General features: G+C 33.3%; 13 protein-coding genes. 11 read left to right on the top strand and 2 right to left on the bottom strand.

Going from position 1 to position 24,088, the window contains the following annotated elements; translation table 11 throughout:
- The first annotated feature begins 27 nt into the window (after positions 1–27).
- The 7 genes from QWY90_RS08205 to QWY90_RS08175 all read left to right on the top strand — a co-directional run bounded on the left by QWY90_RS08205 (position 28) and on the right by QWY90_RS08175 (position 10,907).
- A complete protein-coding gene (locus tag QWY90_RS08205) occupies positions 28–933 on the top strand; it encodes a LamG-like jellyroll fold domain-containing protein (protein ID WP_290285385.1) in 906 nt (301 codons plus the stop codon).
- An 84-nt stretch (positions 934–1,017) separates the two neighbouring features.
- Positions 1,018–2,385, top strand: coding sequence for a glucoamylase family protein (locus QWY90_RS08200; protein WP_290285384.1), 1,368 nt, complete (start codon positions 1,018–1,020; stop codon positions 2,383–2,385).
- Between the two features lie 14 nt (positions 2,386–2,399).
- Complete coding sequence (locus tag QWY90_RS08195; protein WP_290285383.1) at positions 2,400–3,107, top strand: carboxylesterase family protein; 708 nt, start codon at positions 2,400–2,402, stop codon at positions 3,105–3,107.
- Positions 3,108–3,116: 9 nt separating this feature from the next.
- Entirely contained in the window at positions 3,117–5,417 is a 2,301-nt protein-coding gene (gene bglX / locus QWY90_RS08190) for a beta-glucosidase BglX (RefSeq protein ID WP_290285382.1), read from the top strand.
- A gap of 89 nt (positions 5,418–5,506) precedes the next feature.
- Complete coding sequence (locus QWY90_RS08185; protein ID WP_290285381.1) at positions 5,507–7,603, top strand: glycoside hydrolase family 97 protein; 2,097 nt, start codon at positions 5,507–5,509, stop codon at positions 7,601–7,603.
- Between the two features lie 10 nt (positions 7,604–7,613).
- Complete coding sequence (locus tag QWY90_RS08180; protein WP_290285380.1) at positions 7,614–9,371, top strand: family 43 glycosylhydrolase; 1,758 nt, start codon at positions 7,614–7,616, stop codon at positions 9,369–9,371.
- Positions 9,372–9,470: 99 nt separating this feature from the next.
- Positions 9,471–10,907 (top strand): MFS transporter, encoded by a 1,437-nt coding sequence (locus QWY90_RS08175; protein WP_290285379.1) that lies wholly within the window; start codon positions 9,471–9,473, stop codon positions 10,905–10,907.
- A 97-nt stretch (positions 10,908–11,004) separates the two neighbouring features.
- On the opposite strand, the gene QWY90_RS08170 is transcribed toward QWY90_RS08175, so the two are convergent.
- Positions 11,005–11,619, bottom strand: coding sequence for a hypothetical protein (locus QWY90_RS08170; protein WP_290285378.1), 615 nt, complete (start codon positions 11,617–11,619; stop codon positions 11,005–11,007).
- Between the two features lie 283 nt (positions 11,620–11,902).
- Between QWY90_RS08170 and QWY90_RS08165 the strand changes: the two genes are divergently transcribed.
- The gene (locus QWY90_RS08165) at positions 11,903–13,096 is read left to right on the top strand and encodes a M28 family peptidase (protein ID WP_290285377.1); all 1,194 of its coding nucleotides are present in this window, start codon (positions 11,903–11,905) and stop codon (positions 13,094–13,096) included.
- On the opposite strand, the gene uvrA is transcribed toward QWY90_RS08165, so the two are convergent.
- Complete coding sequence (gene uvrA, locus QWY90_RS08160) at positions 13,097–15,886, bottom strand: excinuclease ABC subunit UvrA (protein WP_290285376.1); 2,790 nt, start codon at positions 15,884–15,886, stop codon at positions 13,097–13,099.
- A gap of 413 nt (positions 15,887–16,299) precedes the next feature.
- Here uvrA and QWY90_RS08155 point away from each other — a divergent pair, with 413 nt between their 5' ends.
- The 3 genes from QWY90_RS08155 to QWY90_RS08145 all read left to right on the top strand — a co-directional run bounded on the left by QWY90_RS08155 (position 16,300) and on the right by QWY90_RS08145 (position 24,087).
- Entirely contained in the window at positions 16,300–17,667 is a 1,368-nt protein-coding gene (locus QWY90_RS08155; RefSeq protein WP_290285375.1) for a T9SS type A sorting domain-containing protein, read from the top strand.
- A 113-nt stretch (positions 17,668–17,780) separates the two neighbouring features.
- Positions 17,781–20,609, top strand: a complete 2,829-nt coding sequence (locus QWY90_RS08150) for a triple tyrosine motif-containing protein (protein ID WP_290285374.1) — start codon at positions 17,781–17,783, stop codon at positions 20,607–20,609.
- A 352-nt stretch (positions 20,610–20,961) separates the two neighbouring features.
- On the top strand, positions 20,962–24,087 hold the full coding sequence (locus tag QWY90_RS08145; protein ID WP_290285373.1) for a glycoside hydrolase family 2 TIM barrel-domain containing protein: 3,126 nt from the start codon (positions 20,962–20,964) through the stop codon (positions 24,085–24,087).
- Position 24,088: the final 1 nt, after the last annotated feature.

Below are 24,088 nucleotides of genomic sequence, written 5' to 3'. Positions count from 1 at the left end.
AACTTAATCATTAAATATTTTAAAATTATGAAAACAAACAAAATTTTAGTTTCAGCATTTGCTTTAAGTATTGCAATTGCATCAATTACAAGCTGTAGTAGTGATAGCGGAAGTTCATTGCCACCTATTGGTGGTTATAACAATGCTGACGAGGTTGCTGCATCATCTTTAAAAGCTTACTGGCCACTAGACGGTAACGGAAAAGAAACTGTTTCTAATACTTCTCCATCATCAACTGTTGCAACAACTTATGTTACGGGAGTAAAAGGACAAGCCGCAAATTTCAATTCTGGCTATATGGCTTATCCGGAAATTACGGCATTAAATTCAACTTCAGGAAGTGTATCTATTTCTTGCTGGGTTAAAGTGTCTAACAATAAAGCAAATCCATCAGCAGTAAGTACAACATCTCCAATTTTCTCTTTAACTAGAACAGGTGAAGCATTTGGTAATTTAAATCTTATGGCCGAAACTCATGGTTTAGTAACTAGCGATTCCATTCAGATGAAAGGTGTTTTCAGAATCAAAAAACCAGACGGAACTGAGTTTGGTGGTGATGCTGTAAACATGATCAAACAAGAAGCATGGATGGATGCTACCCATACATGGGCTGCTAACAAAATTGGAGGTCAATGGGCTCACGTAGTTTATGTTTATGACGGTCCAACTGCTACCAATAAAATTTATGTAAACGGTGCTAAAATTTCTAATTCTGCTTGGGAAGTTAGAAATGGCGGAGCAGCTTTTCCATTGAATCATTTCCTTCCAACAAGACCAGTTATCGGAGCTTTAGAGACTGTTGTTAATGGTACAAATGTCGATACATGGAATGCAGCATTGAAAGGTGGAGTAGACGAGTTAAGAATCTATGACAAAACCCTAACTACAGCAGAAATAGGAGCGCTTTACGAATTAGAATTAGCAGGTAGATAATTAGTAGAAATTAAAACCTAACAAACCCAAATGTTTGTTAGGTTTTAAATTTTAAATCAAAACATCCCAATTTACTTCATTATTATGAAATTTCTTCTCAAATCGTTAATCATTTTTCAATTTTTTCTAGTCTCTTGTTCTTGTTCAAACAAGTCAGGTGATACTCCGGAAGAAGTTATTCCTTTGACCGATGAACAATTATTGGATAAAGTGCAAAGTGATGTTTTCAAATACTTTTGGGATTATGCAGAATTTAATTCTAAATTGGCAAGAGAACGTTATCATACTGACGAAACCTATGTAGATGTAAATTTAGTAACTACAGGCGGTTCAGGTTTTGGCATAATGACCATTTTGGTTGGTATAGAAAGAAACTTTGTAACAAGAGAAGAAGCAGTTGCCAGACTAAATACAGCTTTAACTTTTCTTGAAAATGCGGATAGATTTCACGGAGCTTGGCCTCATTGGATGAATGGAACCAACGGAGATGTCATTCCATTTGGAACTCAGGACAATGGTGGTGACTTAGTGGAAACCTCATTTTTATGCCAAAGTTTAATTTGCGTTAGAGAATATTTTAAAAACGGTACTGCTGAAGAGCAAGCCTTAGCCCAAAAAGCAGATGTTTTATGGAAAGGCGTTGAGTGGAATTGGTATACCAAAGGCGAAAATGCTTTGTATTGGCATTGGTCACCTAATTATGGATGGGCGATGAATTTCAAACTAGAAGGGTATAACGAATGTCTGATTACCTATGTATTGGGAGCAGCTTCTCCAACTCATGCCATACCGTCTGAGGCTTATCATCAGGCGTGGGCAAGGAATGGAGCAATTGTTAACGGAGGTACTCAGTACGGTATGCCTGTTGTTTTTAATTATAATGGTTCTTCCGGAAGTGTTGGCCCAATGTTTTGGGCTCATTATTCCTATTTGGGATTAGACCCAAGAGGTTTATCTGACCAATATGCAAACTATTGGACATTGGTTCAGAATCATGCCAAAATTATTAATAAATATTGTGTTACAAATCCGGTTGGTTGGATTGGTTACGGAGAAAATTGCTGGGGTTTAACCGCAAGTTATACCAGAAATCCTAACGGAAGTGTTGGTTACACTGATCATAAAATGGGTAACGATCGGGGAGTTATTTCGCCAACCGCTGCCTTATCCGATTTTCCATATACTCCAACTGAATCCATGAAAGCGTTGCGTTTCTTTTATGAAAATGCAGATTGGAAAAATAGATTAATTGGAGTTGCCGGACCTTATGATGCATTTTCACCACATTATGATTGGGTTACCCCAAGATATTTAGCTATTGATCAAGGGCCAATTGTTCCGATGATAGAAAATTACAGAACAGGCTTCCTATGGAATTTATTCATGCAGGCACCTGAAGTTCAAACCGGACTTCAAAATCTAGGATTTTCATCCACACAACACGGGTTTTAAGTAATTTAAAAGTTATGAGACTAAAACAATCTCTGCTTATTTTATTAATAGGCATTCCTTTTATTGGCGTTTCACAAGACATAGAAGGAAATTTTAGTGTTGAAATTAAAACTCAATATTCTTATGGATTCCTACTTCATAAACCTGAAAATAATAAAGAGAAAAAGCCTTTGATTGTTTTTCTGCATGGCGATGGAGAAAAAGGGACCGATATCGAAAAAGTCAAAATTCACGGCCCGTTTAACTATTTGCAAACACATACTATTGATGCGTATGTTTTGGCACCACAATGTCGGGAAAACACCTCATGGGACTCAGAATCATTATACCTATTGATTCAAAAAGTTCAAAAAGAAAATAACATTGATGGAAAAAGAATTTACCTTACCGGATTAAGTTCAGGAGGTTGGGGTGCATGGAATTTAGCATTAGTACATCCCGAATTATTTGCAGCATTAGTTCCAATTTCAAGTTATGTTGATTTGAATGAGCAAGATTATGCCTGTAAACTAAAAGACATGCCCACTCGAATTTTTCACGGTTTACTGGATGATGTGGTTAATCCGGAATTTCCAATAAGCATGTATAAAATTTTAAAATCTTGTAATGCTACTAATGTTAAACTAACTATTTTTGAGGACGAAAATCACGGTTGTTGGACTAAAGTATATAACAATCAGGAAATTTATGATTGGATGTTACAACAAATCAAAAAACCATAATCTAAAGCAATGAAAATAAAATTTGCCATACTACTGATTACCTTGTTGGGAACAGCAGCTTCTTTTTCTCAAAAAAGCAAAAAAACAGTTCCTATAGCTTCAAAAGAAATATTTGTTAGTGATTTAATTTCCAAAATGACCTTAGAAGAAAAACTAGGACAGTTAAACTTACCAACATCGGGCGACATTACTACAGGTCAAGCTAATAGTTCTGATGTCGCTAAAAATATTGAACAAGGAAAAGTAGGTGGTTTATTTAACATTAAATCAGTTCAGAAAATTAGAGAAGTTCAAAAGATTGCCGTTGAAAAAAGCCGTCTCAAAATTCCATTGCTTTTCGGAATGGATGTTATTCACGGTTACGAAACTACATTTCCCATTCCGCTGGCATTATCTTGCACATGGGATATGAATCTTATTAAAAGAAGTGCTCAAATTGCAGCTCAAGAAGCCAGCGCTGATGGCATCAACTGGACGTTTTCACCAATGGTAGATATTTCCCGAGACCCAAGATGGGGAAGGATTTCTGAAGGTAATGGAGAAGATCCTTTTCTTGGAAGTCAAATTGCTAAAGCGATGGTGTCAGGTTATCAGGGCGATGATTTGATGAAAAACAACACCATTTTATCTTGTGTAAAGCACTTTGCCCTTTACGGTGCACCCGAAGCCGGACGTGAATATAATACTGTAGACATGAGCCGGATTAGAATGTATAATGAGTATTTTCCGCCTTATAAAGCAGCAATAGATGCCGGTGTGGGTTCTGTAATGGCTTCTTTTAATGAAGTAGACGGAATTCCTGCTACCTGCAATAAATGGTTAATGACCGATGTACTCAGAAATCAATGGAACTTTAAAGGTTTTGTAGTTACAGATTATACAGCCATCATGGAATTGTCGGAACACGGAATGGGAGATATGCAGACCAGTTCTGTATTAGCGTTAAATGCCGGTGTTGAGATGGATATGGTAAGTAATGGTTTTTTATCTACATTAAAAAAATCAGTAGAGGAAGGAAAAGTTACACTTCAACAAATAGACAATGCTGTTCGTTTACTTTTAAATGCTAAATACGATTTAGGATTATTCAATGATCCCTATAAATATTGTGATGAACATAGAGCTAAAACCGAAATTTTCACCAATTCAAATAGAAGTGAAGCTCGAAAAATTGCCACCCAATCTTTGGTCTTATTAAAAAACGATAACCAACTGTTACCATTAAAAAAGACAGGTACTATTGCCGTTATTGGTCCGTTGGCTGATGCCAAAGAGAATATGGCTGGAACTTGGAGTGTTGCTGCAAAACAGGAAAATTCTATTGCGTTGTTAGCAGGAATAAAAGCTGAAGTTGGAAATTCTGCCAAAGTACTTTACGCTAAAGGAAGCAATCTTGATTATGATGCTATGCTTGAAGAAAAAGCAACCATGTTCGGCAAAACCTTGCACCGAGATAATAGAACCAAAGAAGAATTACTCTCAGAAGCATTGAAAATTGCCAATCAATCCGATGTAATTGTTGCGGCTTTAGGCGAGTCGGCCGAATTTAGCGGAGAGTGTAGCAGCAGAACCAATCTTAAAATTCCACAAGCACAAAAAGATTTATTGCAAGCTTTACTAAAAACAGGAAAACCAGTAGTTTTGGTTTTATTTAATGGAAGGCCGTTGGTTTTAAACGATGAAAATGCTACCGTTCCGGCTATTTTAGATGTATGGTTTGCAGGAAGTGAAGCTGGTTACGCTATTTCTGATGTGTTATTTGGAAATGTAAACCCATCAGGGAAATTAACTACCACTTTTCCAAGAAGTGTTGGTCAAGTGCCAATATATTATGCCTCAAAAAACACAGGAAGACCATTAGGAAACAAAGATGGAAAGTTTGAAAAGTTTAAAACTAATTATATCGACGAAATAAATGAGCCCTTATTTCCTTTTGGTTATGGATTAAGTTATACCACTTTTGAATATTCTAATTTGAAAATTTCTGCCACTAAAATGTCGAAATCAGAAACTTTAAAAGTAACTGTAGATGTTACTAATACTGGAAATTTGGAAGGTAAAGAAGTAGTTCAATTATACATTAGAGATATAGTAGGCACAGTCACACGTCCAATAAAAGAGTTAAAAGGCTTTCAAAAAATAGCCCTTAAAAAAGGTGAAAAACAAACTGTTACCTTTGAAATTTCAGTTGAAGATTTAAAATTCTACAATTCAAATTTGGAATTTGTTGCTGAACCTGGAAAATTTGAAGTCTTTATCGGACCCAATTCTGATACGAGTAATAAAACTGAATTTGAATTGGTAAATTAGATTTTATTATTACTTCGAAAATTAACATCAGTCATTAAGCCTTTTAAAATGATAAAGAGTTATTTTTATCTTTATCAAAAATATCATTTATGAAAAAATATAGTGTCTTCTCATTTTTGTTACTAGTGTTTTTTAGTAATGCACAAACGATTCAATCACCGTCAAAACAAATCTCACTGAATTTCGCTTTATCAGAAGGAAAGCCAACTTATTCAGTGACCTATAAAAACAAGCCGGTTATTCTTAAAAGTTTTATGGGTCTTAAATTGAAAGGCACACCTGATTTAGATACTAACTTTCGAATAGACAGTATCAGTCAAAAAAAAGTCAATGAAACCTGGCAACCTGTTTTGGGCGAGCAGTCCAATATAAAAAACAGCTACACCGAAATGATTGTTGCGCTCTCACAAACGATAAACAGTAGAAAAATAAATATAATTTTCAGGGTATTCGACGAAGGTGTAGCTTTTCGCTATGAATTTCCAAAGCAAGCTAACCTGAATTATTTTATTGTTTCAGATGAAAAATCAGAGTTCAATTTGGCTGGTGATCATAAAACCTTTTGGCTTCCTGGTGATTTTGACAGTCAGGAATATCCCTACATGGAAACCAAACTTTCAGAGGTTTCTACCGATAAAATCAATTTGAATAACGGTATCGGATTAAAATCAATAAACGGGAAATATGTCATTCAATCTCCTTTAATGATGAAATCTACTGATGGCTTGTATATCAATATATTTGAAGCAGCAGTAGTAAATTATCCGGTAATGCATTTAGATTTAGTTCCGAATGAATTCAAACTTACTTCACATTTAGTTCCAAATGCTATTGGAGATAAAGCCTATTTGCAAACGCCATGTGTCTCGCCTTGGAGAACAATTATGGTAAGCGATGATGCTCGTGATATTGTAAGCTCAAAAATGATTTTAAATCTAAATGAACCTTGTAAAATTGAAGATACTTCTTGGATAAAACCTATGAAATATGTTGGTGTCTGGTGGGAAATGCACGTTGGAAAATCAACTTGGGATTATGCCGGAAGTCAAAATGCTCAAAATGTTTTAACAAAAGATTTAATTGCCTCAGGGAAACATGGCGCTACAACTGCCAACACAAAACGGTACATAGATTTTGCCGCTAAAAATGGTTTCGACGGTGTTTTGGTAGAAGGTTGGAACGTTGGTTGGGAAGACTGGTTTGGCAATTGGAAAGAAGAAGTTTTTGATTTCACAACGCCTTATCCAGATTTTGATTTGAAAGAGGTGAATGATTATGCCAAATCTAAAGGAATCAAAATGATTATGCATCACGAAACTTCGGGTTCTGTGGCTAATTATGAAAGACATTTGGACAGAGCGTTAGAATTGATGAAAAAGTATGGTTATCCGGCTGCAAAATCAGGTTATGTTGGAAGAATTATACCGCGTGGTGAATTTCATGATGGACAAACAATGGTAAACCATTTCAATTATGTTGCCAGAAGATTCGCTGATTATAAACTGATGGTTAATTCACATGAAAGTTCCAGACCGACTGGTTATAGCAGAACGTATCCAAACTATATTGCTGCAGAAGCCGCTCGTGGTAATGAGTTCAACGCTTGGAGCAATGGAAATCCGCCAATGCACGAAACTATTTTGCCATTTACAAGATTACTTGGTGGACCAATGGATTACACACCTGGAATTTTTGAAGTAAAAATGAATATTTACGATAAGACCAAAACGGCTCAGGTGCATACCACTTTAGCTAAGCAATTGGCTTTGTATTTAACGATGTATTCTCCGTTACAAATGGCTGCTGACTTACCTGAAAACTACGAAAAATATCCGGATGCATTTCAGTTTATAAAGGATGTGGCTGTTGATTGGCAGGATTCTAAATATTTAGAAGCTGAGCCAGGAGACTATTTGACTGTTGCACGTAAAGATAAAAAATCAGAGAACTGGTTTTTAGGTGCGATTACCGATGAAAATCCCAGAAGCACTGAGATTAAATTAGATTTTCTTTCTCCAAATAAAAAATACAAAGCCATCATTTATCAAGATGGGAAAACGGCACATTGGGAGAAAAATCCAATCAGCTATGAAATCAAAACGATGACTGTAACTTCCAAAAGCAAATTGAAATTGGTTTTAGCCGCTGGTGGTGGAACAGCAATAAGTTTTATGCCAATCAATTAAGACTGTTTATATGAAACATTGGATCGCCTTACTACTACTGTTATTCATTTCAAATTTTGGAAATGCCCAACAAAAAACGTATTGCAATCCGATTAATATTGACTATGGATATTGTCCCATTCCCGATTTTGTAAAACAAGGAAAACATAGAGCTACAGCGGATCCTGTCATTACCTTTTTCAAAGGTGAATACTATCTTTTCTCTACTAATCAATGGGGCTATTGGCATAGTGAAGACATGCTAAATTGGAAATTTATTTCGCAAAAATTTCTTCGTCCTGAACATAAGGTTTATGACGAATTATGTGCGCCATCTTTATCTTTTGTCAATGATACATTGCTTGTTGTAGGCTCAACTCAAGGAAAGGAATTTCCGTTATGGATGAGTACTAATCCAGCTAAAGGCGAATGGAAAGAACTCATTCACAAATCGGAAGCAGCTGCATGGGATCCACAGATTTTTTGGGACAAAGAGAAAGATGAAGTTTATGAATATTATGGCTCAAGCAATTTGTATCCATTGTATGGCATGAAACTTAACCGTAAAACTTTTCAACCTGAAGGCGAAAGAATTCCAGTATTGGCTTTAAATGATGATGAACATGGCTGGGAACGCTTTGGTGAACATAACGACAATACCTTTTTGCAGCCGTTTACCGAAGGCGCTTTTATGACCAAGCACAACAATAAATATTATCTGCAATATGGTGCGCCGGGAACCGAGTTTAGCGGTTATGCAGATGGTGTTTATGTTGGAAATAATCCTTTAGGTCCATTTGAATACCAGTCACACAATCCGTTTTCGTATAAACCTGGCGGGTTTGCTCGCGGTGCTGGTCATGGAGCTACTTTTCAGGATGTCAACAATCAGTATTGGCATGTTTCTACTATTGGCATTTGTGTTAAAAATAATTTTGAAAGGCGTATCGGAATTTGGCCAGCTGGTTTTGATAAAGATGACATTTTGTATTCTAATACGGCGTATGGCGATTATCCAACGTATTTGCCTTCGCAGAATAAGAACCATTTGGATTCCAATTTTTCAGGTTGGATGTTGCTTAATTACAACAAACCGGTTCAGGTTTCTTCAACACTTGGTGGGTTTCAACCTAACCTTGCAGTTGATGAAGATATTAAAACTTATTGGTCAGCTAAAACTGCCAATAAAGGAGAGTATTTGATTTCTGATTTAGGCGAAATAAGCACTATCAATGCCATCCAAATTAACTATGCAGACCAAGATGCAGAGTTGATGGGAAAACCGGAAAAGACAACTGGACACAAGTATATTATTTATTCTTCCGATGATGGAAAAAAATGGAAAATTTTAGTTGATAAAAGCAAAAACAATACTGATGTTCCTCATGATTACATTGAACTTCAAGAACCATCAAAAGCACGTTTTCTTAAATTGGAAAATAGTCAAATGCCTACCGGGAAATTCGCGATAAGTGGTTTTAGGGTTTTTGGAAAAGGAGCAGGAGAGAAGCCAGCTGTAGTTCAAAATTTTGTACCATTGCGTTCGGGTCCGAAGGTAAAAGGAGAACGAAGAAATGTTTGGTTCAAATGGCAACAGGAGCCAAATGCGGATGGTTATGTGATTTATTTTGGAAAAGCGGTAGACAAATTATACGGTTCAATTATGGTTTATGGAAAATCAGAATATTACTTTAACGGATTGGATAAATCAGATGCTTATTATTTTCAGATAGAAGCTTTTAATAATAATGGCATTAGTCCAAAAAGTAAAATTAAAATAGCGGAATAAAAATGAAAATAAACATAGAAATTACATTTCAATTAACGACTTTTATAAATTAATTTAAACAATTAAAACAATAATAATTAACCAACACCAAACCAATTTATGAGTACATCAACCGCAAAGACCAATTGGGCGCAATTTATTCCTTTAGTAACCGTTTTCTTCTTTTGGGGATTTGTTGCCGCCAGCAATGACATTTTAATTCCCGTTTTCAGAAAAGCATTTGATTTAACCCAAGGGCAAAGTCAATTGGTTTCAGTTGCTTTCTACGTTGCTTATACAGTAGGTTCCATTATTTATATGATTATTTCGTATTTGACAAAAGGAGATTTAATCAATAGAATTGGCTATAAAAATTCTTTAGCTTTAGGATTAGTGATTTCGGCTTTGGGAACATTATTATTTTATCCGGCAGCCAATATGCATTCATTTCCTTTAATGCTATCCGGATTGTTTACGGTAGCTTTAGGATTCTCTTTGCAACAAACGGTAGCCAATCCATTAGCTATTGCATTAGGACCAATAACTACAGGTTCTCAACGCTTAACATTAGCAGGTGGAATCAATAATTTGGGAACTACAATTGGACCGTTGATTGTGAGTTTTGCCATTTTTGGAGCTGCAACTTCAACCAATACCGAAATGAGTATTGAAAGTGTGAAAACGCCTTATTTAGTTTTAGGCGCTGCTTTTTTAATAGTGGCTGTTATGTTAAAGATGTCTTCAATACCAGATAAGCCAGTTGCAGTGGTTGAAGATGCAAATGAAGAGCAAAGCAGCAGAACTTCAGCATTACAATTTCCACAATTGATTTTGGGAATGATAGCCATTTTTGTCTATGTTGGAGTAGAAGTATCTACAGCCAGTAACTTACCGGCTTATATGGAGAAAAATTTAGGTTTTTTGACTAAAGATATTGCGCCATTTATATCTTTATACTGGGCGAGTTTAATGATTGGCCGTTGGACCGGTGCAGTTGAAGCCTTTACTGATAACATGAATACACAAAAGTTCTTACGCTTTTTGGCACCTTATTTAGCTTTTGGAGTTTTCCTTGCGGTAAATAAATTCATGGATCACGATTTGTCACACTTTTATGTTTATGCATTAATCATTTTGGTATTGATATTAGCTGATATGGCCAGTAAAGGGAATCCGGCTCGAATGTTATTGATTTTCTCTGCTTTAGGCATTGTCGCCTTATTAGTCGGAATGGCAACAACAGGAATGACCAGTGTTTATGCTTTTACTTCGGTTGGTTTATTCTGTAGTACACTTTGGCCATGCATCTTTACTTTAGCAATAAGCGGGTTAGGTAAACATACCAGTCAGGGAAGCAGCTTCTTAATTATGATGATTATGGGTGGTGGAATTGTGAGTTGGTTGCAAGGTTACATTGCAGATATGAGTAATATTCACATGAGTTATATTGTTGGCGTTTTTTGTTTTGTCTATTTAGCTTTCTATGCATGGAAAGTAAGCGGCATATTGAAAAGTCAAGGTATCGATTTTGATAAGAAAGTTAGTGGTGGACACTAATTTTCTAATTATATAAAATCAAAAATCCCGCATCGTCTTTCAACTTTGCGGGATTTTTTCATCAAAACCCAACCAATCAATCTTTAACTAACGTAACTTATTTTCTTTCTTTATCATCTTCAACTTTTGCTTTCGTACCATCTTGTTTGTAATAGTAGTAATCACTTTCATTATAGTTTGATGCTGTGTAGTTGTCATCATCATAATAGTTGCTGCAATTGTATGCATAACCACTATAACTTTTAATGTTTCCGATAGTATCAATTATTTCGCCTCTTCGGTTATACACTATTCGCATTGCACCAATTTGAGTTAAAGCAGTTCTGTTGTATCTCATATAAACACTTCCAATTCGATTTACTCTATCTCTACTGTCATAATTGATAAACGTGTTACCAATTCGTCTTACTCGACCAAAACTATCATGTTCAATTCTTGTACCATAATTCATTGGTTTTCTTTCTTGACTACTTCCTCTTTTTCCGGCAGTTTTGTAAAAATAGTCACCTTCGCTGTCATCAGGACGAGTATTAAAATCAAATTCTCCATTTGGAAAAACGAAAAACTCAATGCCTCGCTCTGTAAATGAGATTGGCTCATCAAAGCTAAATCTCGTTCTTTTTTCTTCACCAGATTTTCGGATTATTTCTGATGCGTTCGCTACACTTCCAAACAGTAAAATGCTAGCTACTAAAAGGGTAATTTTTTTCATAATCTTTCTAATTTGAGTTTTTTGCTTACTCTTTCGATTTTCAGCTTCTTCGAACAAATACTTTTTTGTTGATTACTGCTTTTCAATTGGTGTGCCAAAAAGCAAAATCTAATTCTTAAGATTTGATTAAGACTATTTAACTATCACATTTTTAGATTTTTATAATTCACATAGTTTATTTATTTCTAAAGTTAAATAAGCCTTAAATTGCTAATCATTTATTTTTTTTATTAAATTTGCTATTGTTTTACTATTTAAAAGAGGCCCTTAATTCTATTAATCGATGAAAAAATACCTACTATTATTTCCATTTACTTTATTACTAACAATAACAAATGGCTTTAGTCAAGAATATATTCCTTATTACGCTTCAGTGGTTGAACAATGCTCTCAAACGAATATCACAAACAATTTAACATCCTACGAATCTTTAGGATTAAAAAAAAGAGGAACAACAGCATTACAAAATACTTTGGACTGGCTAAAAGTCCAATATTTAGGTTTTGGTTACACTCCAGCTCAAATAGCAGAAGATTCATATACTTATTCAGGCTCAACTTCGGTTTGTAAAAACCTTATTGTTACCAAAATCGGTACAATTTATCCAAATACTTATGTTATTGTTTGTGGTCATTATGATTCAATTGGAGGTACAGGAACGAATGATAATGGTAGTGGTTTAGTATCTATTTTAGAAACAGCAAGATTGTTACACAATATTCCGACAGAATATTCTATAAAATTCATCAATTTCAGTGGAGAGGAAGATGGATTAAAAGGTAGCCAACATTTTGTTTCAGCAGTTGTAAACGGAACTACTCCAAAAATGGATATTCGTTTGGTTATCAATATAGATGAAGTTGGAGGTGTTGCTGGTTTGATTAATGATACAATTACTTGTGAAAGAGACCAAAGTAATAATCCATCATCAAACAATGCTTTATCTGCTACAATGACTGATGAGTTGATTAATTGCGTTGGATTATATTCTCCATTAAATGCTAATTTATCTTATGCATATGCCTCTGATTATATGTCATTTCAAAGTAATAATGAAATTATCACAGGTCTTTTTGAGACTAATGAAACGACACATAAACATACCAATTCCGATTTGTTAATTTACATGGATCCAGTTTATAACTACAAAGTAGCCAAAGCACTTATTGGCGCTACAATGCATTTTGCAGTGGCTACAACATCAACTTTAGGAAATGATAGTTTTCAAAATGATAATCAAGTGAGTTTTTTTCCAAGTCCTGCCAAGAATATTTTGAATATCAATTTAGGAGACATTACGGATACTGATTATTCTTTTTCCCTAATTGATTTGCAAGGAAAAGTAGTTATTAATAAACAAATAGAAAATGCTCATCTGATTGAGTCAGTTTCTTTAGATGGTTTGTCAAAAGGAATGTATTTAGCGGTTTTGCAAACAGCAAGTAAAAGAATTACTAAAAAGATTATTGTTGAATAACTATAGTTTTTCCTTTAAATAATATCCCGTAACCGACTTTTTATTTTTTATAATTTCTTCCGGTGTTCCAACTGCCAAAATTTGACCACCATTTTCGCCACCTTCCGGACCTAAATCAATAATCCAATCAGCACATTTTATCAAATCTAAATTGTGTTCAATCACTATTATGGAATGTCCTTTTTCAATTAAAGCATCGAATGAAGCAAGAAGTTTCTTGATGTCATGAAAATGCAAACCTGTTGTTGGTTCATCAAAAACAAATAGTGCTTTTTCTTTGGTGACTCCTTTAACTAAAAATGAAGCCAATTTAATACGCTGTGCTTCACCACCGGAAAGGGTAGAAGAGGATTGCCCTAATTGTACATATCCCAAGCCAACATCTTGAAGAGGTTGGAGTTTTTGAGTTATTTTAGTTTGCTTATATTCAGTAAAAAACGCAATGGCATCATCAATTGTCATAGTCAGAATGTCGTCTATGTTTTTGCCTTCAAAGGCTACTTCCAGTACTTCTTTTTTGAAACGTTTACCACCACAAGTTTCACAAGGCAAGGAAACATCAGCCATGAAAACCATTTCTACATTTATAGAGCCTTCGCCTTTGCAGGTTTCGCAACGTCCGCCATCAACATTAAAGGAGAAATGCTTGGCCTGATAACCTCTAACTTTTGATAACTTTTCTTTAGCATACAAATCTCTTATGTCATCATACGCTTTGATATAAGTTACTGGATTCGAACGTGAACTTCTTCCAATTGGATTTTGATCAATGTATTCAATATGCCTTATGTGTGAAAAACTTCCTGATAATTCAGTGAATTGTCCGGCTTTGTCTCCAATGCCTTCTAACTTTTTCTGCATTGCTGGGAAAAGTATTTTTTTTACCAACGTACTTTTTCCACTTCCAGAAACTCCAGTAATTACGGTCAAACTTTCTAAAGGAAAAGCAACATCTATATTTTGAAGATTGTTTTCTCGAGCACCTTTTATTTCAATGAAGTTGTTAGATTTTCTACGTTTTTTTGGTACTGAAATTTCTAATTTCCCATTAAGATATTTAGCTGTTAAAGAATCAGCTTTTAGAATTTGGTCAAATGTTCCTTCTGCAACCAATTCACCTCCAAAAGTTCCAGCTTCTGGACCAATATCAATAATTCTATCGGCAGCTTTCATGATATCCTCATCATGTTCAACTACGATAACAGTATTCCCTAAATCACGAAGATTTTTCAAAACTTTTATTAAACGTTCGGTGTCTTTTGGATGTAAGCCTATACTTGGCTCGTCTAAAATATACATCGAACCAACCAAACTGCTTCCGAGTGAAGTTGCTAAATTAATACGTTGTGATTCACCACCAGAAAGTGTTGCCGAATTTCTGTTCAAAGTCAGATAATCTAATCCAACATCACTCAAGAAAGCCAATCTGTTATTGATTTCTAAAAGCAATCGTTTGGCTACTTTTTGATCGTATTCAGAAAGCGAAAGTTCATTAAAAAAAGGAATTAATCTCTTTATAGATAAATCAACTAACTCTGAAATAGTCTTCCCGCCAACTGTTATATAATTTGCTTCTTTGCGTAAACGTTTACCTTTACATGTAGTACATTTGGTTTTACCACGATAACGTGATAGCATTACACGATTTTGTATTTTATAATTTTTTTCTTCTAGTTCTTTAAAAAAATCATTCAAGCCTGTAAAGAATTTATTTCCTCTCCAAATCAAATCTTTTTGTTCATCAGTTAATTCGAAATAAGGTTTATGAATCGGAAAATCAAATTTATAAGCGTTGTTTACCAATTGGTCACGATACCAACTCATGCTTTCGCCACGCCAGGGAAATATAGCATTTTCATATACTGAAAGGGTAGTGTTTGGAATAACTAATTCATCATCAATCCCAATAATATTGCCGTAACCTTCACAAGTAGGGCAAGCACCATAGGGATTATTGAAACTAAAAAGATGGATGTTTGGTTCTAAAAAAGTAATGCCATCCAATTCAAAATTGGTACTAAAATTCAAACGCTTATTAGTTTCTAATTCCTGAAGATAACAAACACCTTTGCCTTCAAAAAAGGCAGTTTGAGTTGCATCAGCCAATCGATTGAAGAATTCTTCCTCCTCTTTAACCACGATTCTATCAATGATTAAAAGAATATCTTTGTTGTCTAATGAATGTTGTTCAATTTCATCTAAACGAACCATTGAATTGTTGACCAAAATACGGGAAAAACCTTGTTGTAATAATACTTTAAGCTTGTCCTCTAATTTTCGACCTTCTTCCAAATGAATGGGAGAAAGAAGCAACCATTTACTATTTAGAGCAAACGATTTAACATTAGTAATAACATCAGTAATCGTATCTTTTTTCACTTCACTTCCCGAAATTGGGGAAAATGTTTTGCCAATTCGGGCAAATAGTAGTTTTAAATAATCATAGATTTCAGTTGAAGTGCCAACGGTTGATCGTGCATTAGTTGTATTTACTTTTTGTTCTATGGCTATAGCTGGAGCTATTCCTTTTATATAATCAACTTTAGGTTTGTCAAGTCTACCCAAAAACTGTCTTGCATAGGAAGATAGACTTTCAACATAACGGCGTTGACCTTCAGCATACAAAGTATCAAATGCCAAACTCGATTTTCCCGAACCCGAAAGCCCAGTTATAACCACTAGTTCGTTTCGAGGAATTACAACATCTAATTTTTTTAAATTATGAATTTGTGCTCCTTTGATTAAGATGTTTTTCTTTGGCTCTAAGGTTGCAATATCTGAACTTTTCATAGAAAAATAGTAAGGTTGACAAAGGTAGTCATTTTCATATTTGTTTCTTATTATGAGTTGTAATCAATTACAATATTATAATACACTTTGATGCTGTTTTTGTTCCTGATTTTTTGCAATTAATTATGTCAATTTTTAAATTATGAATAATATTTATGTGAATTAAATATTATTATGCCAATTTGAGAACTATAAAGTCGTTATAATTAAATATAATTTCCACAACATTACCACATCAAAAAGTTAATAACTGTTATTTTAACAATGCTATAAACACCATTGATATAGGGTTATATGTTTAAATTTGAAGGATTACATTTTTTTTTATTTTGTATAGTTTTTATATACCTGCATAAAAAATCATATCTCCTTACACTTGCGTAAATTTGAGTTTAACTTAAAATCAAATTATTATGAAAAAAATTACTTTATTTATTTTCCTTATGATTTTCTCATTTGGACATTCACAAGACCTTTTATTAGGGTTTGAACCAGGAGAAAGTGGATCTGTTGGCGGAGCTTTTGGTGACTTCCCTGCTCCTGTTGTTGAGGCAGGTACTGGAACTAACACCACACAAGTGCTAAAATTAGTTGGAAATACTGCGGGTCAACCTTGGCAAGGAGTTAATTTAACTTTAACTTCTCTAGTTAATTTGACAACTACAAAGACAATGACTATGGATGTTTTTTCAGCGACTCCAATAACATTCTTAGTTAAAGTTACAGGAGGTACTGGCGGACCAGCTATAGTTGCAGCATCTGCTACACACACTGGAGGAAGCACATGGCAAACAATTTCATTTACATTTGATACCTCTTTAGATGGTCAAGCAGCACCAGCAAATGGTGTATATAGTGGTTTTGTTATACACGCTTATTGGGAACCAGGTAGAACAGAATTTTTTACTCCAACAACTTGTCCAACACCAGCAAGAACTTTTTATGTAGATAATATCAAAGGTCCACTTGGAACTGCACCAGTAGATCCAGCTCCTGCTACAGCAGCACCAACTCCTCCAAACAGACCTGTTGCTGACGTAAAATCGATATTTAGTGATGCATATGCGCCAATAAGTGTAATCGGTTACACAGGTGATGATAATACTTACAATAATTCTTGGTGTGGTGCTAATACTACTTTAGTACAAGTTGCTGGAAATAATACTAATAAAATCGCTGGCTTAGGATGTGAAGGTATTACTTTTTTAGCAGGTAGATTTAGTGCTGCTGGATTTACTCGTTTCCACATGGATATTTGGACAGCTACTCCAACTCAGGACAAAAGTTTTAATTTTAAATTTTCTAACTGGAGTGGTGGTACAGGAGAAACAAATGCCTACGAGTATTCTGCTACTAATGCAAATATTTTGACAAGCGGTTCAGAAGGAAATTGGATTTCAATAGACCTTCCATTAACTAGCTTTACTGCTATAAACGCTCCAAATAATACTGATTTTGTACAATTTGTAATCACTTCTAATTTAGGAACAGTTTATTATGATAATCTTTATTTACACAAAAATACAACTTTAGCAAATGATAATTTTGAAGTTTCAAATGTTAAATTGTATCCAAATCCTGCTACCAATGTTTTAAACATTGAGTCAGCTATGAGTATTGAAAAAGTTTCAGTTTACAATCTTTTAGGACAAGAAGTTATTTCGCAATCTCCTAAAAGCGAGTTAGTAACTCTAGATGTTGCTAGTTTACAAGTTGGAGTTTATGTTGTAAAAACTTCTATTAATGGAAATGTTTCTTCAACAAGATTTATCAAACAATAAGTTTAAGTTAATTAATTTTGAAGAGCACAAAAGAAATTTTGTGCTCTTCTTTTTTTTATTTTTTCAAAACAAATTCATAAATTTATTTTTTGATTTCGTATTATTGTAATACTATGACAACTCAAAAATCAACACATATCAAAAGATATTTTAATAAAATAGTTTTAACACTATTTTTAAGTATACCTCTTTTTGCACAAGAATTGCCACCAATTGTAAAATATTCTCCAACAAGTTATGCAGCTGGTAATCAAAACTGGATGATTGCTCAAGATGCTAATCATTTTATGTTTTTTGCAAATAACGAAGGCTTATTAGAATTCAACGGTTCTAACTGGACACTTTATCCATCACCGAATGAAACAATCATTCGATCAGTTAAGGTAATTGATGATAAAATTTATACTGGTTGTTACATGGAATTTGGCTATTGGAAACGTCAAATGAATGGGCAATTAAAGTATTATTCGTTGAGTAATGGTATTAAAGATAAAATTCTTGATGATGAGCATTTTTGGGACATACTTAAATTTGATCAATGGGTGCTTTTTCAATCGTTAAATAGAATTTATGTTTATGATACCAAGCTAAATAAATTTTCAATTATCACACCAAAAAGCAATATTCTTAAATCTTTCAAAACGGAAAACGGATTGTATTATCAAACTTTTTCAGAAGGATTATTTGAGATTGAAAATGGAACGAGTAAGTTGCTTTCGAATAATCCAATAATACTAAAAAACAAAGTTAAAGGTATATTTAAATCAAATAACGGTTTACTTATTTTGACACAAAGCAATGGTTTCTTTGAGTTATCTGGCAATTCAATTACTAAGAAAAGTACAGATGTTGATTTTGATTTGCAATCAAGTAGTATTTACAGCTGTAAAAAACTTTCTGATGGAGGATTCGTATTAGGAACTGTTTCTAATGGAATTTATATACTTTCCAAAGATTTGAACTTAAGATTTCATATTACTCAAAATATTGGACTAAGTAATAATACTGCACTTTCGCTCTTTGAAGATACAGACAAAAATTTATGGATTGGTTTAGATAATGGAATAAATTGTATCAATCTTCAATCACCAATAAAAAGTTTTTCTGATAATACAGGTATATTGGGAACCATTTATGCCTCAATAGTTTATAAGGGTAAATTGTATATTGGTACAAATCAAGGATTGTTTTGCAAATCCTTTCAAAGAGATGAACAATTCAAATTTGTTTCCGGAACTAAAGGGCAAGTCTGGTCATTATTTCAATATGACGGAACACTTTTTTGTGGACATGATTCAGGGACTTTTATAATTAATGATGATACTTCTCAAAATATTTTTTTTCAATCTGGAACATGGAAATTTGAGCCTATGCCAGGTAGAAAAGATATATTATTTCAAGGAAATTATTTTGGAATTTCTGTTTTGAAGAAAGAGAATAATCAATGGGTATATAAAAATAAGATTAAAGGATTTAATTATTCTGCTAAAAATTTTGGTGTGACAACTGATTTAGATTTTTATATAAGTCATGAATATAAAGGTGTTTTCAGGTTTCACACTAATAATATGTTTGAAAAGGCAGAGAAAGTATTTACTTATGCTAATCCTAAAAAAGGAAAAAATGCAAGTTTAATCAATTTTAACAGCTCAATTTTATATGCCGACAAGGATGGTATTTATAGACTAAATAATAATAAAATCTTTGTAAAAGATAAATTTTTAAGTACTGTTTTTGATAAAGACGAATATACTTCTGGTAAATTAATTCTTGACAAATCAAATAAAATTTGGGTCTTTACTAAAAATTATATTAATTATTTTTCTTCAAGTAAGTTAAGTAAACAACTTAAAAAAAATGTTATTCCGATACCTACATCTCTTAATAATTCAATGTTAGGATATGAAAATATTAATCAGGTATCAGACTCTGAATATTTAATTGGAACAACGGATGGTTACTATACATTAAATATTGACGATTTGAGTTTTAAAAACTACAGTGTTTCTATAGCATCTGTTTGTAGTAATAAGCTTAATGGGCGAATTAGCAATGTTTCTATTGTTGATGAAGGAGAATTTAAATACGATGAAAATAATATAACGATTAGTTACACTGTTCCAGAATATAATAAATATATCAACACTGAGTACCAATATTTATTAGAAGGACTTCAGTATGAATGGAGTGTATGGGATTCAAAATCATCTGTTAATTTTAAAAATTTGTCTCCAGGAACATATGTTTTTAAGGTTAAAGCCAAAATTGCTAATTCCTTGCCTGAGAATGTTGCTGTTTATTCATTTACTATACTAAAACCATGGTATACAACCAATTTAGCATTGTTTGCTTATTTTTTATTAATTCTTTGTATGGCGTATTTTATAAATAAAAAATACAAAATTTATTATCATAGACAAAGAGAAAAATTAATAGAGGAGAATAACCTTTTATTAGAATTAAATGAGCTTGAAAACTCTAGACAATTAATGATGGTGAAAAATGAGCAATTAACTAAAGATGTAGATAGTAAGAATAAAGAGCTAGCCGTTTCTACCATGAATTTGATAGAAAAAAATAAATTATTAGCTTTAATCAAAGACGATTTAAATAAAACATCTGATGAAGGTAATCGTAACTTAAAGTCAGTAATTTCTACTATTACTCAGAACATAAATGAAGAAGATTCATGGAATGTATTCAGAGATGCTTTTGATAGTGCAGATAAAGATTTTTTGAAAAAAGTTAAGCAAGCTCATTCGTTACTTACTCCTAATGACTTGAGACTTTGTGCCTACCTTAGATTAAATTTATCATCAAAAGAAATTGCTCCATTGCTTAATATTTCTGTTAGAAGTGTAGAGATAAAACGATATCGTTTGCGTAAAAAAATGGATTTACCACACGAACAAGGGCTTGTTGAATATATTTTATCTGTATAATTACATCACAAGTTAATATTTACCTATACAACACCACTACAAAATAAATTAAAACAACTTATTGTTAGTTTTTTTTTATTTATAAAACATTCTTAATTCCATATAAAAACTGATGTTTTTTTAAATAGTATATAAAATAATTCATTTTTTTTTAATTGTATGTTTTTTGTTGTGGTAGTTTAAAGCAGTTTATTTAATGTTTATTATATTTTTATAAATTACTTAACACAATTTAATTTTAAAATATTTTAAGATAAAACTTTATATAAATAATGAATATTATAACAAATTTAGGAACACAATTCCTTCTCTTAATCTCAATTAAATGAACCAACTTAAAATTAATATAAACATGAAAAAAAATTTTCTAAGAGTAGTACTTTTTTTATTGACAACACCTGCTTTTACACAATCTAATAATGTTACAATTGTTAGTAATGAAAAAGGAATGAAATTAGTGGTCGATGGGAAAGATTTAATGATAAACGGTATGAACTGGGATTATTTTCCAATTGGTACTAATTATAACTACAGTTTGTGGAAACAATCAGATGAAGTTATTAAGGCTGCACTTGATTCTGAAATGTCTTTGTTAAAAAACATGGGAGTCAATGTAATAAGACAATACACTGGAATCCAGCCAAAATGGATTCAATATATTTATGAAAAATATGGCATTTATACGATGCTTAATCATACGTTTGGTCGTTATGGACTAACTTTAAATGGAGCATGGGTGCCAAATACCGAATATTCCAATCCACTTACTCATGATTTACTTATAAAAGAGTCTACTGAAATGGCTGAAACTTATAAGAACACACCAGGATTACTATTGTTTCTATTAGGAAATGAAAACAATTATGGTCTTTTTTGGGATGGTGCAGAAACTGAAGATATTCCTTTAGAAGATAGAAAATCTACTCAACGTGCAGCTCATTTATACAAACTTTTTAACGAAGCTGTAGTTGCCATGAAGGCTATTGACAAATCCCATCCAATAGCTATTTGTAATGGAGATTTATTGTTTTTGGATATTATTGCCAAAGATTGTCCAGACATAGATATTTTAGGAACTAATGTTTACAGAGGATCTTCTTTTGGAGATGTTTTTCAAAGAGTTAAACAAACGCTGAACAAACCAGTATTATTTAGTGAGTTTGGTGCAGATGCTTTTAATGCTTTAGACAATAAAGAAGACCAAAAATCACAAGCATTTTATATGGTTAATAATTGGAAAGAAATATACGAAAATGCAGCTGGATTAGGAAAGGTAGGTAATTCTCTTGGTGGTTTTACTTTTCAATTCAGTGATGGTTGGTGGAAATTTGGGCAAACAAAAAATCTAGACATTCACGATAATAATGCTTCTTGGTCCAATGGTGGTTATCAATCCGACTATAAAAAAGGCGAAAACAATATGAATGAAGAATGGTTTGGTATATGTGCTAAAGGAACAACAAATGATCGTGGTTTATACGAATTGTACCCGCGAGCAGCCTATTATGCATTGAAAGAAGCACACAATGTAGATCCTTATGCAAAAGGAGCAACACTTGATTATGTTGATAATGCTTTTGCAAATATTAATTTAATGGACGCAGTCTTAAAAGCACGTGGTGATAAAGCTACTTTAGGAAGCGCAAGTAATGATATGCTTAAGTTAAGCAATTTAAGAGCTGAATTTACAACTTTTAATACAGGTGGTAGTTTAATAACAACTCCTGATGATGCTGATCCTGCTACTGCTGTATACCCTAATAAACTTGGCTTTGACCACATGCAATCTTACTTTATTGGGGTTGAAGGAAATCCTTCCTCTAATATGCGAGCTAATTTAAATTTCAATATTCTTGGGCATATAGCAGATAACCCAATTGATGAAATTTTTTATGAAAATAGAGGACGATTACAGACCGTTAATACTGATTCCGGTACTACAACATTAACTGATAATAATCGTGTACAAGTTTATAGTGCTAATTATGAGTGGAATGCTAAAGATTTTGATTTAAGAGGTTTTTATAGAACTGGTCATTATCATTGGGGTTATGAAGGTGATTTCTTCAATTTATATTCCGAAGCAAATTATGGTCAAAATTTAGACATTTATAATGGAGAAATACTTGGTTTTGAATTAGACGGTAAAAGAAGTCTTAATGGTTTAAAAGCGGCTTTTGGTCCTCAATTATGGTGGGGTGCTAACCCAGCAGTATTGTTAAAATATAGCCGAACTATCAGTAAGTTTGATGTTACTGCAGTTTATCATGAAGATATAGCTGATGCAGGTAAGGCTAACACTTCTATTGCTATTCCACTACCAAAAACTCGTAAAGCTACCTTGGCTGTTAAAAGAAAATTTGGAGCTGTTGGTATTGAACTAGGTGGAATTTGGGGTGGACAACCTTTAAATGGAAGAGCTTTTCAATACACTACCGGAGAATCAGGAAGCTATACTGTATATAATGATAAAATTAAATCAAGTGATAACTGGGGTGGAAAAGGTAAAATTACTTTTTCAAAAGGAGCTTTCAACTGGTATGCACAATCTGCAGTAATGGGACTTGTTGCCAATGGTGGTGCAGATAATACAAAAACATTTACAGGATGGAGATTAAAAGATACTGGAAGTGGAAATCAAACTAATTTCCTTTCGGGCTTTACTTATTTAATAGGTAATCTTCAAATTGCACCAAACTTTTTATGGCAAAAACCTCTTGTTGGTCCAATGCCAAATGATGTTCTAGCTCCAGGAAGACTTAGAAATATCCAAGATGACCCTTTTGCAGTAAGAGCTAACAGAGAAACAGTAGGAGGAGAACTTTTACTTACTTATGACCCAACACCTGCAACATGGTTTTATGAATGGGATAATGACATGCAAGAAGATGCAAAATTTGCTATAAGTTCTGATTTCGTTTTCCGTCATCAACCAACAGCAATGGATGCAGCTATTGGTTTCTTAAGTAATCGTACAGCTTTTGCTTTCCCAAATTCAACTCCAGCTAAAGATTTATGGGAATCAAACACAAGAATTGTCTCAAAAGTCAGTCCAGATCTTGGGCTTATAACGAACTTCTATTTTGGAAATGCACAAGCTAATGGTAGTAATGCCAGAGTAATAGAGCGATTTGGTGGTGACTTAAGAGTTATTTACAATAAAGTTAAATTAGTTGGTTCAGTTAAAGTTAATGACTGGGGACCATTTGATTATCATCGTGATTTCAATTTAACTTACCCTTTACAATTGATGTTAGATTTATCAACATCAGTTGGAAAACAAAATTGGTTTGTTTTGCCTAACACCAAAATTGGAATTAGAGGAACTTGGCGTTCTCTTGACCAATATTCTGCTAGATTTAGCCCAAATCAAACCTCTGGACCATTCATAACAGAACCAACTATTAGTCCAGTAGGATTTCCAAACGGAAATGAATGGGAAATTAGAACATATGTACACATCAATATTGGAAAATAAT

Source organism: Flavobacterium paronense (assembly GCF_030409795.1).
In the GTDB taxonomy this organism is placed as follows: Bacteria; Bacteroidota; Bacteroidia; order Flavobacteriales; family Flavobacteriaceae; genus Flavobacterium; species Flavobacterium paronense.
This window is presented reverse-complemented; position numbering and strand designations above follow the sequence as displayed.